This window comes from Arthrobacter sp. V1I9 (genome assembly GCF_030817075.1).
Lineage (GTDB): Bacteria > Actinomycetota > Actinomycetes > Actinomycetales > Micrococcaceae > Arthrobacter.
The window spans coordinates 146,830-159,285 of the sequence record NZ_JAUSYU010000001.1; the positions used below are offsets into that span (position 1 = coordinate 146,830).

Consider the following 12,456-nt stretch of genomic DNA (forward strand, 5'->3'; position numbering starts at 1 on the left):
GGCCCACGTAGCGTGAAAACTGTTCGAGCACCACCCGCTTACCGCAGTGAGGATTGCCATGATCACCAGCCAGCAGCCTGTCGTTTTGACCAGCAGCAGCATAGAATCCAGCGACGAGGACGTCGTGGAGGCCAACGTCAGCATCGTGGATGCCATGCACACTGCCCTGCTCCGCTCCGAAGAGATGTCGCCCGTCGCCGTGTGCAGCTACTACGTGGACTTCTACCTCACCCAGGCACTCGAGGGTGGCTTCGCGCAGTACGTCTTCACCGCCGTCGACAGGGCCGAAACGGACGCGCTGATCCGCGAAGGCATGGCAGGAATGGGAGCCACCACGCACCTGGACCTCTTCAACCGGTCTGTCGAGGCATTTGCTGACCTGTCCGAAGAAGAAGAAGAGCATTACCTCGACGGCGGCCTGGAGGACTCCGGGGACACGCCCGACGGCGTCCTCCGGGTGGAGGAGCTCGACGGCGAGTTCGAGGAGCTGCTGGAGACGGAGAACATCACCGCACTCAACGCTGCCTGGCTGCGTGGCCAGCCCGAACTGCTGGTGCTGGACGACGAGGAAATCGGTGCGTACATCGAGCGGCTCGTGGCCCGGATTCCGGACCTGCCGGAGCGCCAGGCACAGGCTGACGCCGAGGCCCTTGAGGATGCCCCCGACTTCGAAATCATCATCCGCGAACTTTGCAGCATCGCCGGGTACGAGCTGATCAGGATCACGATGGGCGACCCCAATTACCTGCACGCCGGCGGGAAGGCCCTGGCCTGGCACTTCTCCACGGACCACGGTGACTTCCTGATGGTTGAGGAGGACGACGAGGCCTTTATGATCAACCCCGCAACCCAGGAAATCGTCGCGGCGGTGGAGTTCGAAGAAGCCGACGCCGAACTGGCCGACGCTTAGGCTCTCAAAACGGGGGGCGCCCGCAACGGGGCGCCCCTTAGCTGTTCTGCTTTAGGGCCAGCGCAAGAATTTCCAGCAGTCGGTCGTCCACGTGTTCGGTCGAGGTGAGGCGGACCCGGCGGGCGAAAGGGTCGTCAGCCCGGGTCTTGACGGTTTCGATCCGGCCCTCAGCAGGGGCCTCGAGCCTGAGTGTCACGTCCACTGCGGTGTTGGTGGTCCGGGTGACCTGGGCGAATTTCCGCCGGGGGCTGTGGAGCGACACGTAGCCCTTCCGCATCTGGATATCCACTCCCTCTGTCGCGGACGCCCACGCCAGGATGGCGTCCGCGATGGGCCTCAAGTGCGGGTGATTGATGTACTGCCCGTCCATCAGCTCGTCGGCGTCCCGCAGCATGAACTCCGGGTAGCCGAACATTTCCCAGGAGACTGCGTACTGGGCGTACCCCGTCACCCCGAAGCCGTCGCGCATCCAGGTGCGGAGCTCGCCGTCGTTCCGGATGCCGGCGGCGCGGGCCTTTTCGACCCAGTGGGCGGTGTCTTCGCCGGTCTTCCTGACAAGGAGGGCTTTGTTGCTGTCCACCATCGATTGCCAGGTGCTGGGCTTTTTCCGGGACTCTGGAACCGTAGGCATGCATCGATCGTAGCGCCGTGAAAAAAGATTCCGGACACCCGTAACTTTTCCTCCGTCCCTCGCGATGCAGGAGGTGATGGGTCCGCCCGACGGACCCGAATCAAACGTATCGTCTAGGTTTTGGAGTGTCTTATGTCGTTGTTCACCGTCCTCGCCACCAGCAAAGTCGCCGCCGGAGTACTGGCAGCAGGCACCATCGCCGTGGGTGGGACCGGCGCCGCAGCTGTTTCCGGTGTCCTCCCCGTCGAGGCACAGCAGACCGCGCACGAACTCCTCGGCGCACCGGCTCCGGAACTCGTTGGAGAAGCAGCCGCTGACACGCAGGCAGTCGCCGGTGACGCTGTGGATGCCAGCACGGACGCCGCCGTTGACGCTGGAGCAGAAGCCGCAGGAACCGCCGCTGTTTCGGAGGACGGCATCGCTGCCCAGGCCTCCGCCTCCGCTGGTGCCGGCACGGCCGTTGATGCGGCCGGCGCCGCCGCCCTCGGCCTTTGCACCGCTTTCGCCAATGGTGGCCTGAACGCTTCCTCCGAGGGCTTCTCCTCCCTGGTCCTTGCTGCACAGGGTGAAGCGAATGTCGGAAGCTTCTGCGCCGACGTCGTAGCCCAGGCTGACGCTGCCGCAGAAGCAAGCGCCGCAGCCACCGGGTCGGCCGCTGTTGAGGTCGGGAGCCCCGAGCTTCCTGCTGTTCCGGCCATCCCCGCTGTCCCGGCGGTCCCCGCTCTTCCGGGTATCGACGGCGAGCCGGCAGTTCCCGCTGTACCTGCCGTTCCCGAGGTCCCGGCTGCTTCCGTCGACGGCGGCAGCGCAGCTGTGGATGCCCCGTCCGTTTCGGTCCGCTAGGCGGCATTAGCTAGTGTGTACTGCGGGAAACGGCAGGAAGTCCGTTTCCCGCAGTAGGGCAATCCTGACCCTTGGGACTTCATCCTTCAGGAAAATCGCCGCCCTCGAGGAGGCCGGTCCGGGATTTTCAGCCCGGAACACCTGCCAGGCAGCGGGGGGAAGTAAGAGCAGGACCCGTAGACCGCACCGTAAACCGGGATGGGCATTGCCCTGTTCCGGGATGGAGGAGCCGCCGGTGCTAGACACTTTGGCCCAAGAAGAGATCGACATATTCGACGACGCAGCCGGAACCGACCCGGCAGCGCTGTTCGGCGTCGCTTACCGGTCCTTTGCAGGTCCAGTGCTGGGTTACCTTAAGGCACGGGGCGTCGACGATCCCGAAGCGGTGACCCAGGACGTGTTCCTGGCGTTCTTTCCGAAGATCAGCGGCCTCACCGGAGGGCTGCAGGGCGCCAAGTCATTACTGTTTTCCATCGCCCACGCCCGGATGGTTGACCACTATCGGCGGCAGGAACGCAGGCCCCAGCTGACTCCTTACGACCCTCAGGAGGACAGCCGGAGTACCCCCTCCGCAGAGCACTGTGTGGTGGAGCTGAACGGCGCTGCTGCCGCCTTGCTGGACGGACTCAGCGACGAACACCAGGAAGTGCTGGCCCTGCGGGTGGTGGCCGACCTTTCCATAGAACAGGTGGCCGGAATCATGGGCAAAAGCGAAGGGGCGGTCAAGCAGCTCCAGCGCAGGGCCCTTCAGAATCTCAAGGCACAGACGCTCAAAAGAAACCAGGCAAACAATGAGTGACACCGCAGGATCCCGCCGTGACGGCTCCGTTGACCAGCTGCTGTTGGAGGCGGACCTGGACGGCGACACGCGGCTCCGCCCCGTCCTTTTGGAACTCCGGGCGTTGGGATCTGTTGCACCGGAACCAACAGCTGAGCTGCTTGCCCTGATGGCCGGAGCAACCGCGACGCCTGCGGCCGTCGAACCCCCATCAGGTCCTGCTGACGAGCTGGCTGCCCGCCGCAGGGCCAGACGCCGGGCCACCCTCACGGCGCTGTCCGTGGCGGTTTCCTTGAGCGCCGGCGGTGCCATTGCCGCGGCGTCCGACCAAACCTTCCGGGAATCATTCAGTCAGCTCAACCAGGCGGTCACTTCCTTTATCACCACTTCCGGCGGCGCAACTGCGGACCATCCTGCCGAACAGCCCGCGACACCTCTGCCCGCAGCCACCTCCGGTACGGCGCCCACCAGCGCTTCACCCGCCGGCGACCCGGCATCGATACCGGCAGGCCCCGCCGCAGCCACGCAGCCGACGGCGGGTCAGCCGTCGGACGGCCCGGCCGCGGAAGGGCCCGCCACACGCCAGCCAACTTCCCCGGGTAAGCCCGGGGAAGTCCCCGCTTCAAAGACCCTGCCCGGGGTTGTTCCCGGACGTATCGACGATGGACTGGGCGGCTCGCCGGAAGTGCCGGTTCCTTCACAGGTTCCCTTGCCGGCGACGCTGCCGGCAGTTCCGCTCCCGTGACGGCGCCGGCACCCGGCTCACCGTCCCCCAGTTATTTGGCAGCCGTCTTGATCATTTCGCCGGCCGGATCCGCAAGGTACCAGACATCATTGACGCCCTGACCGAGGATGTCACCGGCCTTGGTGTCCTTCTGGAAGTAGTACAGCGGCATGCCGTTCAAGGTCACCTGCTTGGCACCCTCCGGCGTGGTTATGGTGCCCACGGTTCCGGTTACCCCCTCCACCTTGGGCTCGTCCGCAGTGGTGAGAAGCGGCGGCCAGGCGGTCAGGCAACCTCCCGTGCAGGCACTGGTGCCGGAATCCTTCACATCCTTGGTGAAGTAGTAGAGGCTCATCCCCTTTGAATCGACCACAATGTCACCCAGGCTGGAGGAACCGATCATCAGGTCGACTCCGGCGGCTGCAGTTGACGCTGAAGACGTGGCAGTGGGATCGGCCGAGGTCGTCGCGGGAGCGGCAGTGGTGGCCGCGGGCGTGCTGGCTGCAGGGGTGGTTCCGCTGCCGCCGGCGCAGCCTGCCAGGGCCGCCGTCAGGGCGAGGATGGTAAGGCCTGTTCCCAGATGCTTTTTCATAGGTTTGCTCCTTGGCTCGTGCCCGGCGTCGATGCCGGACGCTAACGAGTAATACGCTTCCGGGTGAAGAATGGTTCAAATGAACCAAATTCCGGCTGCGGACGTCGTACCAGCCGGAAGCAGCACGGAGGCGAGCGTGCTGCAGGCCGGGACGGGAGGTCCTGAAATGCCTCTGGATGAGGATGTGGTGGAGTCCATTTACCGTGAACACGGCCCGGCCCTGCGCCGCTTCGTGCTCAGTGCGTCCCGGGACCCGCAACTGGCCGAAGATGTTGTCCAGGAAACCGTGCTCCGTGTATGGCAGCACGCGCCGGAGGTCACCGGAAGCCTCCGCAGCTATCTTTTCCGGACGGCCAGGAACATCATGATCGACAATTACCGCCGGGCGCAGCGCCGCCCGGCCGAAACCCTCGACGACGGCCTTGCCGATTCTGCGGATGCTGTGGAACGCGTGGATGAGCTGTTGAACAGGGTGCTGATCGAGGAAGCGCTGCTCCGCCTCAGCTCGGAACACCGGGACGTGCTGGTTGCCCTGCACTACCGCCGCTTCACCGTGAATGAGGCAGCGGTGCAGTTGAACGTCCCGAGCGGAACGGTGAAGTCCCGTGCCTTCTACGCTGTGCGGGCGTTGCGGACCATTCTGGACGAGATGGGGGTGGAACGGTGAACGCTTCCGAGCAGCACCAGTTGCTGGGCGCCTACCTTCTGGGCGGACTGGACGCCGAGGATTTGAAGGGTTTCGAAGCGCACCTGCAGGGTTGCGTGAAATGCCGGGATGAGCTTGCCCGGCTTGAGAAAGTGCCCGCCTTGCTGGACGCCCTTCCGGTGCCGGACGCTGTGGCGCTCACCGTGGTCCCGGCTGGATTGGGTGCGCCGCCCGCCCCTGCAGCCGGGGCGCCGGTGTACCTCCTGTCCAAACTGGCGAACCGCCGCCGTAAGGCGCGACGGCGGTGGGCGGCTCTGGTAGGCGCTGTGGCCGCAGCGTGCCTCGCCGTGGGGATGGCGGTGGGTCCGCTGCTGAACCGGCCCGCGCAACCGGACGCCACATATTCAGTGCAGTCCGGAGGCGGCCTGCAGTTCAGCATCGACCTGGCCCGGAAGAACTGGGGAACCGAGCTGGCCGTGAACGGCAGCAGCCTCCCCTCCGACGGGACATTGTCGCTGTGGGTGCGGGACCGTGCCGGCGGCGAGGACCGTGCGTGCGCCTGGACGGCCACCCCGAGCGGCAGGGTCAAGGTTACCGGTGCCACGCCCATCCAGCTGACCAGCATTTCGAGTGTGGAACTGCGGGACGGCACGCAGCAGGCCGTCGCGGTGATCACCGTACCCTAGCGTCTGGACCCTGACTCGAGGCGCTGGGCCGGCACTGGCCCAACGACACCGGTGAAGCCGCGCGGGAGCGGGCGGTCTACTGGGTCATCTTCCCGAGGCGTGCGCGGACGGTCATAAAGACGCCGTAGCAGATCAGCCCCGCGCCGACCGCTGCCAGGAGATAGACGCCGAACGGCTGGTCACGGAGCCCCCGAAGCCCGCCGTCAAGCCCGGTGGACTCCTCTGGGTGCGCTTGCAGGGTGGCTATGGCAATCAGCAGCCCGGTCAGCAACAGCACAGTGCCCTTGGCCACGTACCCTGTCACGCCCAGGACGGTGACGGCCGTTCTTGGGGTGGAGGATGCAGGCATCACCAGATGTTTTTCGAAGGACTTTCGCAGCCCACGGATCCCGTAGACGACACCGGTAACGGCAATGCCGATGCCCAGCAGGACCAGCAGCGCCACGCCGCCCGGAGCCTTCATCACGGAAGCGGTAAAGTCGCTGGCCGCCTGTTGGTTGTCCCCGCCGGAACCGGTACCCCGCGCGAAGGACATCAGCGTGAGGGCCAGCCCCGCGAACACCAGAGCCTGTGCCGCTGCCTTGGCCTTCTTCCCGGCCTTTTCCTTGGTGGGCAGCCGGTTGTAATCAAAGATGGCATCGCTGGTCTGCCACAGCGCGAGGGCTGCGCAGGCGGCAAAGCTGGCCCACAACAGGAAAGGCCCCGCCGGCTGGGTGGCGAGCTCAGCTACCGCACCGCTGAAATCAGCGTTGCCGGTACCGCCCATGGCCAGCCGGATCGCGATGGCGCCCACCAGCAGATGCAGGATGCCGCTCGCCGCAAACCCCGCCCTGGCCAGCAGTTCCAGACTGCGGGAGTTGGTTGACACTCTCCGCTGCATCAGCGGCCTGTCTTAATTCTCTTTTGATGGCTGTTCCCTCTATGCAGGCGCCGATGCGCTGATGTTTCGTGCCTCGGCATAAGGGCAATCGTGCCACGCCGGGATGCCACGTGCCAGTGATCCAGCAGTGCTGAATGTGTGAAGGCGCTGGAATTATCGGCGGCGGTAGCAGAGGTCGAAGATGAGCCGCCCGGCTTCGTGGGCCTTGCCCTCGAAGCTGGTCCTGATCCGGCCCTCGAACCGCGGCGCCCAACCACCCGTTTCGTCCACACCCTCGTTGGGCCCGGTGTGTTCTGTGCTGACGGGAGCGCGGCCTTCACGGACCGGGGCTCCGCCCACCACCGATTCCACGCCGGACTGCCACACCTGGGTCAGTGGGCTTTCCGGTCCGCGGCGCTCGCCGGTGTGCAGGTTCTCAAAGTCTTCCGAATCCGCCAGGACGTCGCGGACGTGGACCGCGTAGTTGGACCAGTCAGTGGCAATCCGCCAGAGCCCGCCCTGCTTAAGCGCGCGGGCGGCGAGGTCCGCGAATTCCGGCTGGATAAGGCGCCGCTTGTGATGCCGGGACTTGTGCCACGGGTCGGGAAAGAAAACCCACAGTTCACTGACGGAACCTGCCGGAAGCATGCTGGCCAGCACCTCCGGCGCATTGGCCTCCACCACACGGACATTGTTCAGCCCGCGGCTGTTGATCTTGATGATCGTGTTCGCAAGTCCGGGGGTGTAGACCTCCACTGCCAGGAAATCAGTGTCCGGGTTCTCTTCGGCGGCATGGCAAATGGCGTCACCCAGGCCGGAACCGATCTCCACGATGAGGGGTGCCTTGCGGCCGAACTCCGCCTCGGAGTCGAAAGTGTAGTCCGGGTGGACCGACGTGTTCGCGACGTGGCGGGGCACGTCGACAGCCCAACGCTCGGCGTGCTCTTCCCATGCGGCCTGCCGGCGGCCCTGCAGCCTGGTTCCGCGGCGAACAAAGCTGACGGGCCGGCCTCCGTAGGTGCCGAACGACGCCTGCGTGCCCGGGGTCACCGGCCTCGGGACGTGTTCCGGCTGCGGTGATTCTGGGGATTCGCTCATCCCTTCCAGAATACCGGCGTAAGAATGGCTCAAGCATCAGTTCCCCAACTGGTCCAGCGCCGGTCCGATGGCCAGGGCAACGACCAAGCCGGCGACGCACAACGCAAACGCGACGGATGACCGGTCCGGCGAGGGGTCCGGGGAGTTCCTCATGACGGAAATTGCCAGCCCGAGGGAGGGCAAAGCAAACAGAAGCGGCAGGCTGAAGAACACCAGGGGTGCCACCCAGGGAGTGGGGGATGGGCCGTCGGATGGGTAGGTGCCAAGGATGGCAAACATCGCCAACGGGGCAGTGACAATCATGCTGAGCACTGCGAGGACCGCCAGTACCACGCTGGCTGTTGCATTGCGCTCGCAGCGACCGGCCCTGGTTTCCTGGGATCCAGCGACATGAGGTGCTTCGGGTTGGAGTTCCCCATCTGCCGCTGGAGGCTCATCTGGTGGCGGAATACCCATTACTCTCCTCTGATCGGGCCGTTGGCTGCTGTCCCAACGGAGGCAGGCGGCGAGGGCTTCAACAGCGTAGACCGCCGCTATGTGGATAATTCGTCCGTCAGCCTCCTGCAAGAATGGGCAGGTGACGGAAGCGACGAACGCTGCGGCTAAAAGGCAGCAGGCGGGAAAGCCCCAGCCGGACAATCTGCCCCGGCCCGGCAACCTGGTGGACGCTGAAATTGATGAGCTGCCGGCGCCGGAACCAACCCGGGTAGGAAGCCGGAGGGGCCTGGTTTACCTGGGCCTGTGCCTTGTCCTGATCGGTCTGAACCTGCGCACGGTCTTCTCCAGTTTCTCGGCGGTGCTTCCCGAGGTCACCTCGCAGGCCGCACTTCCAGGTTGGGCGGTGGTAGTGCTGACCACTGTTCCGGTGACGCTGTTGGGCGTCTTCGCGCCCCTGGCCCCGGTCCTGGCCCGACGCTTCGGCGCCGAACGCGTACTCCTCGGTGCGATGGCGGTCCTCACTGCGGGGCTCCTGCTCCGGCCGGTCGAGCTCCCATGGCTGCAGGTTTCCGGCCCGCCGGGACCGGCCCACCTGACCGCACTGCTGGCAGGAACAGCGGCCTGCGGTGCCGCCATCGCCCTGTGCAATGTGCTGTTGCCAGGGCTGGTCAAACGCGACTTCCCGCACCGCCTTGGCCTGATGGGCGGGCTGTACACCACGGCCATCTGCGCCTCTGCCGCCCTCGGCGCCGGCTTCACCTACCCGCTGTACAAGGCGACGGGGGAGTGGGCTTTGGCGCTGTGGTTCTGGGCGTTGCCTGCCGCCGTCGTCCTTGTCCTGTTCCTGCCGGTGGCAGTCCGGCAGGACCCAATCCGGCACCAGGCGGTGAGGGAGGGGGTAAACGTCTGGCGGTCGGCAGTCGCGTGGCAGGTCACGATCTTTATGGTGCTCCAGGCGATGATGTCCTTCAGTGTGTTCGCCTGGCTGGCACCCATCCTGCGGGAAAGGGGTGTGGACGGCGCCACCGCGGGGCTGGTTGTGTCCGCATGTATTGTGCTGCAGATGCTCGGCTCGCTCTTTGCGCCCGCGCTGGCTGCACGCGTCCGGGACCAGCGGGCCATCAACATGGTGGTGGCGCTGATGACCGGCGGTGGCTTCGCACTCAGCATCTTCGGGCCGCTTGAGCTGATTTGGGTGTGGGCCGGACTCCTGGGGCTCGGCCAGGGGAGCCTCACCGCCGTGGCGCTGACCATGATCATGCTCCGGACCCGGGACGGGCACACGGCGGCGCACCTGTCCGGAATGATGCAGGGCGTGGGCTACGGCCTTGGTTCATCGGGAACGCTTCTGGTGGGACAGTTGCACCAGGCCACCGGATCGTTCACAGCGGCCGGCGTCCTTTTTCTGGCCGTGGGCCTGCTCGCGGCGGTTTTCGGCTACCGCGCCGGCCGGAACCGGTTCGTCGGGGACCCAACTGGGTAGCAGTAGGTGTCGTTATGAGCGCTCATAACGACACCTGCTGCTACTTACGTGGGAAAACTAGTGCGTCAGGTCCTTGCCCTTCGTTTCCGGGATGGTGAACACGAACAGGGCACTGACCACGAGCAGCAGCACGGCGTAAACGTTGAACAGGTCCGGCAGTTGGAGGGTAGTGCCCAGCCACTGCTGCAGGTACGGCGCGGTGCCGCCGAACAGCGCCACGCAGATGGAGTACGGGACGCCCACGCCCACCGTGCGGATGCTGGTGGGGAAAAGTTCGGCATACACGGCCGGAACAATGGCGGCGCTCGCGGCAATGAAGATCAGCATCACGGACATGCCGACAGCCAGCTGCCACGCGGAATCCTTGAGCAGCCAGGTCATGGGGAAGTGCATGACGGCGGACCCGATGGCGCCGGACCAGAGCACTTTCTTGCGGCCGATGCGGTCCGACAGTTTGCCCCAGAAGGGCAGCGCCGCGATGAACTACGATGTTGCCGATGACGCCGGCCCAGAGGGCTTCGCCGCGGTCGATCTTCAGTGCGGTGGTGGCGTAGCTCGGGGCAACTACGCCCCAGATGTAGTAAATCACCGTAAGCCCGACGGTCAGGCCGATGACTTGCAGGGCCTGCCTGCGGTGGCGGACAATCTGCGGCCAGATCGGCGCGCGCTTCTCGCCGGCGGATTCGCTTTCGAAGGCCTCGGTCTCGTGCAGCCTGGACCGCATGATTAGGGCGTAGAGCCCCAGCGCCGCGCCGATCAGGAACGGGATGCGCCAGCCCCACGCGTTCATGGCCTCCGTGCTGAGCACCATGTTCAGGACGGCGCCAAGAAGCGTGCCGAACAGGATGCCCACCGTCCCGGACGTGTAGATCAGGGTGGCCCAGAATCCGCGCTTTTCCTTCGGCGCCATCTCGGAGAGATACGTCTGCGACGACGGCAGCTCACCGCCGTGCGCAAGGCCCTGGACCAGCCGGGCCACCAGCAGCATCAGTGACGCCCAGGCGCCGATGCTCGCGAACGTGGGCGCAATGCCGATCATCAGGCTGCCCAGCGATGCCAGGCCCACGGCCAAGGTCATGGACGTCTTGCGGCCCACCCGGTCGCCGATCCAGCCGAACAGGAATCCGCCGAAGGGCCGGGCAACGAAACCGACGGCGAAGATCGCCAGCGTGGACAGAACGGCCGACGCCGGGTCCGCCTTGCTGAACAGTTGGCTGGCGATGAAGGGGGTGAAGGTTGCATAGATGGCCCAGTCGTACCATTCAACGGCATTGCCGATCCCGGTACCCACGAGGGTCTTCCGCATTGCTGCGCGCTCAGTGCGCTGGGTGCTGATGGTGGACGTCATCGAAGTTCTCTTCCTGGAAAGGTGGATCAGGAGTTCGTGGGGGACTGCGAAAGCGCGGCGAGGCGCTGCGTGGCGAGCTCCGCGTAGAGGGCGGCACCGTCCGCCAGCACGCCGTCGTCGAACGTTGCGTACGGTGAGTGGTTGAACGGTGAGGCGGCGTGGTCAACGCCGCGGGGGACGGCGCTGAGGCCAATGAACGTGCCGGGCACCTCGGCCAGGACCCTGGAGAAGTCCTCCGAACCGCTCAGCGGCGTGGCCCAGCGGGAAAGCCGGGAATCGCCGAACATTTCGGTGATGACGTTCTCGGCTGTGTGGGTTTCATCCTCGTCCGTGATGGTGAGCGGGTACTCCTGCTGGTAGTCGACGTCGACCTCAAGGCCGTGCGCCGATGCGATCCCCCGCAGGAGTCGGGGAATGGAGTCCATCAGTTTTTGCCGCGAGGCTTCGGAAAAGGTCCGGATGGTGGCCTCGATCCGTGCCGTTTCCGGGATGACGTTCCGCTTGGTCCCGGCGTGCAGGACGCCGACGGAGAGGACTACGGGATCGAACATGTTGAACTGGCGGGTGATCATCACCTGCAGCGCAGTGACCATTTCGGCGGCCGCGGTCACGGGATCCTTGGCAGCGTGTGGGGCGGAACCGTGGCCGCCTGCGCCGAGTACGGTGACCACCAGGCCGTCGGAGGCGCTAAGCATCACGCCGGGTTTGGTAGCGAAGGTGCCGTGCGGTTCCAGGGCGGAGAACACGTGCATGCCGTACGCGGCGTCGACGCGCCGGCCGGGCGCCTCCAGCACACCCTCCCGGATCATGTAGCTGGCGCCGTCGAAGCCTTCCTCGCCGGGCTGGAACATCAGGACGACGTCGCCCGCAAGGCGGTGCCGGTTCTCGGCCAGCAGGGTGGCCGCGCCCGTAAGCATCGCGGTGTGGAGGTCATGGCCGCAGGCGTGCATGGTTCCGTCCACGCGGGAGGTGTAGTCCACGCCGGACTTTTCCTGGACCGGCAGGCCGTCCATGTCGGCGCGGAGCAAGACGGACGGCCGCGCGGGCTGAGCCGCGCCGGCTGCCTCAGCGTCCCTGGCAGCAGCCGAGGGCCCCGTGCCGCGCAGCACGGCCGTAACCGACGTCGTTTCCTTGCCCAGGGTGATTTCGTAGGGCAACCCGTCCAATGCCTTGAGGACTTTCTCCTGCGTCCGCGGCAGGTCCAGGCCGATTTCCGGCTCCTGGTGCATCGCATGGCGGAACCGGATCAATTCGGGCTGAAGTTCCCTGGCCGCGGGCATGATGGTCATTTCTACTCCTCCAAAGAATGGTTTAGTCCAGTGTGGGGTGACATGACTCACAAGCAACACATCTCCTCGAAAAATGCAGCGGCACCCCTTCTGCTGCTGCATTCATGCACACCTGCGGAAGAATGGGGACC

At 65.6% G+C, this 12,456-nt stretch carries 12 protein-coding genes and 2 pseudogenes; 7 read left to right on the forward strand and 7 right to left on the reverse strand.

Going from position 1 to position 12,456, the window contains the following annotated elements; translation table 11 throughout:
* Positions 1-58 precede the first annotated feature (58 nt).
* Complete coding sequence (locus QFZ70_RS00635) at positions 59-910, forward strand: hypothetical protein (RefSeq protein WP_307093605.1); 852 nt, start codon at positions 59-61, stop codon at positions 908-910.
* Between the two features lie 37 nt (positions 911-947).
* On the opposite strand, the gene QFZ70_RS00640 is transcribed toward QFZ70_RS00635, so the two are convergent.
* The gene (locus QFZ70_RS00640; RefSeq protein ID WP_307093606.1) at positions 948-1,541 is read right to left on the reverse strand and encodes a DUF5655 domain-containing protein; all 594 of its coding nucleotides are present in this window, start codon (positions 1,539-1,541) and stop codon (positions 948-950) included.
* A 132-nt stretch (positions 1,542-1,673) separates the two neighbouring features.
* On the opposite strand from QFZ70_RS00640, the gene QFZ70_RS00645 reads away from it, so the two are divergent.
* The 3 genes from QFZ70_RS00645 to QFZ70_RS00655 all read left to right on the forward strand — a co-directional run bounded on the left by QFZ70_RS00645 (position 1,674) and on the right by QFZ70_RS00655 (position 3,907).
* Entirely contained in the window at positions 1,674-2,384 is a 711-nt protein-coding gene (locus tag QFZ70_RS00645; RefSeq protein ID WP_307093607.1) for a protein tyrosine phosphatase, read from the forward strand.
* A gap of 220 nt (positions 2,385-2,604) precedes the next feature.
* Positions 2,605-3,183: an RNA polymerase sigma factor gene (locus tag QFZ70_RS00650; RefSeq protein ID WP_307093608.1), complete on the forward strand. Its 579-nt coding sequence runs from the start codon at positions 2,605-2,607 to the stop codon at positions 3,181-3,183.
* Positions 3,176-3,907: a hypothetical protein gene (locus QFZ70_RS00655; RefSeq protein WP_307093609.1), complete on the forward strand. Its 732-nt coding sequence runs from the start codon at positions 3,176-3,178 to the stop codon at positions 3,905-3,907. The genes QFZ70_RS00650 and QFZ70_RS00655 overlap by 8 nt, the downstream gene beginning before the upstream one ends.
* Before the next feature lie 31 nt (positions 3,908-3,938).
* On the opposite strand, the gene QFZ70_RS00660 is transcribed toward QFZ70_RS00655, so the two are convergent.
* On the reverse strand, positions 3,939-4,478 hold the full coding sequence (locus tag QFZ70_RS00660; RefSeq protein WP_307093610.1) for a hypothetical protein: 540 nt from the start codon (positions 4,476-4,478) through the stop codon (positions 3,939-3,941).
* A 166-nt stretch (positions 4,479-4,644) separates the two neighbouring features.
* Between QFZ70_RS00660 and QFZ70_RS00665 the strand changes: the two genes are divergently transcribed.
* A complete protein-coding gene (locus QFZ70_RS00665; RefSeq protein WP_307097760.1) occupies positions 4,645-5,145 on the forward strand; it encodes a sigma-70 family RNA polymerase sigma factor in 501 nt (166 codons plus the stop codon).
* Positions 5,142-5,810 carry an anti-sigma factor gene (locus QFZ70_RS00670; protein ID WP_307093611.1) on the forward strand — a complete coding sequence of 223 codons (669 nt, stop codon included), beginning with the start codon at positions 5,142-5,144 and terminating at the stop codon, positions 5,808-5,810. The genes QFZ70_RS00665 and QFZ70_RS00670 overlap by 4 nt, the downstream gene beginning before the upstream one ends.
* A gap of 76 nt (positions 5,811-5,886) precedes the next feature.
* Here QFZ70_RS00670 and QFZ70_RS00675 read toward each other — a convergent pair.
* The 3 genes and pseudogenes from QFZ70_RS00675 to QFZ70_RS00685 all read right to left on the reverse strand — a co-directional run bounded on the left by QFZ70_RS00675 (position 5,887) and on the right by QFZ70_RS00685 (position 8,223).
* Positions 5,887-6,745 (reverse strand): annotated as a pseudogene (locus tag QFZ70_RS00675) (DUF1206 domain-containing protein).
* Between the two features lie 98 nt (positions 6,746-6,843).
* Positions 6,844-7,767: a tRNA (guanosine(46)-N7)-methyltransferase TrmB gene (gene trmB, locus QFZ70_RS00680; protein ID WP_307093612.1), complete on the reverse strand. Its 924-nt coding sequence runs from the start codon at positions 7,765-7,767 to the stop codon at positions 6,844-6,846.
* 36 nt (positions 7,768-7,803) lie between these two features.
* The gene (locus tag QFZ70_RS00685; RefSeq protein ID WP_307093613.1) at positions 7,804-8,223 is read right to left on the reverse strand and encodes a hypothetical protein; all 420 of its coding nucleotides are present in this window, start codon (positions 8,221-8,223) and stop codon (positions 7,804-7,806) included.
* Between the two features lie 121 nt (positions 8,224-8,344).
* Here QFZ70_RS00685 and QFZ70_RS00690 point away from each other — a divergent pair, with 121 nt between their 5' ends.
* The gene (locus QFZ70_RS00690) at positions 8,345-9,688 is read left to right on the forward strand and encodes an MFS transporter (protein ID WP_307093614.1); all 1,344 of its coding nucleotides are present in this window, start codon (positions 8,345-8,347) and stop codon (positions 9,686-9,688) included.
* 57 nt (positions 9,689-9,745) lie between these two features.
* Here QFZ70_RS00690 and QFZ70_RS00695 read toward each other — a convergent pair.
* Positions 9,746-11,036, reverse strand: a pseudogene (locus QFZ70_RS00695) (MFS transporter).
* A 26-nt stretch (positions 11,037-11,062) separates the two neighbouring features.
* Entirely contained in the window at positions 11,063-12,325 is a 1,263-nt protein-coding gene (locus QFZ70_RS00700; protein WP_307093615.1) for a M20 family metallopeptidase, read from the reverse strand.
* Between the last annotated feature and the right edge of the window lie 131 nt (positions 12,326-12,456).

Excerpts from the sequence above, each read along its gene's own strand:
- QFZ70_RS00635 (WP_307093605.1), top strand. The coding sequence starts at position 59 with ATGATCACCAGCCAGCAGCCTGTCGTTTTGACCAGCAGCAGCATAGAA.
- trmB (WP_307093612.1), bottom strand. The coding sequence starts at position 7,767 with ATGAGCGAATCCCCAGAATCACCGCAGCCGGAACACGTCCCGAGGCCG.
- QFZ70_RS00640 (WP_307093606.1), bottom strand. The coding sequence starts at position 1,541 with ATGCCTACGGTTCCAGAGTCCCGGAAAAAGCCCAGCACCTGGCAATCG.
- QFZ70_RS00650 (WP_307093608.1), top strand. The coding sequence starts at position 2,605 with ATGGAGGAGCCGCCGGTGCTAGACACTTTGGCCCAAGAAGAGATCGAC.
- QFZ70_RS00645 (WP_307093607.1), top strand. The coding sequence starts at position 1,674 with ATGTCGTTGTTCACCGTCCTCGCCACCAGCAAAGTCGCCGCCGGAGTA.
- QFZ70_RS00660 (WP_307093610.1), bottom strand. The coding sequence starts at position 4,478 with ATGAAAAAGCATCTGGGAACAGGCCTTACCATCCTCGCCCTGACGGCG.
- QFZ70_RS00685 (WP_307093613.1), bottom strand. The coding sequence starts at position 8,223 with ATGGGTATTCCGCCACCAGATGAGCCTCCAGCGGCAGATGGGGAACTC.
- QFZ70_RS00700 (WP_307093615.1), bottom strand. The coding sequence starts at position 12,325 with ATGACCATCATGCCCGCGGCCAGGGAACTTCAGCCCGAATTGATCCGG.
- QFZ70_RS00665 (WP_307097760.1), top strand. The coding sequence starts at position 4,645 with ATGCCTCTGGATGAGGATGTGGTGGAGTCCATTTACCGTGAACACGGC.
- QFZ70_RS00655 (WP_307093609.1), top strand. The coding sequence starts at position 3,176 with ATGAGTGACACCGCAGGATCCCGCCGTGACGGCTCCGTTGACCAGCTG.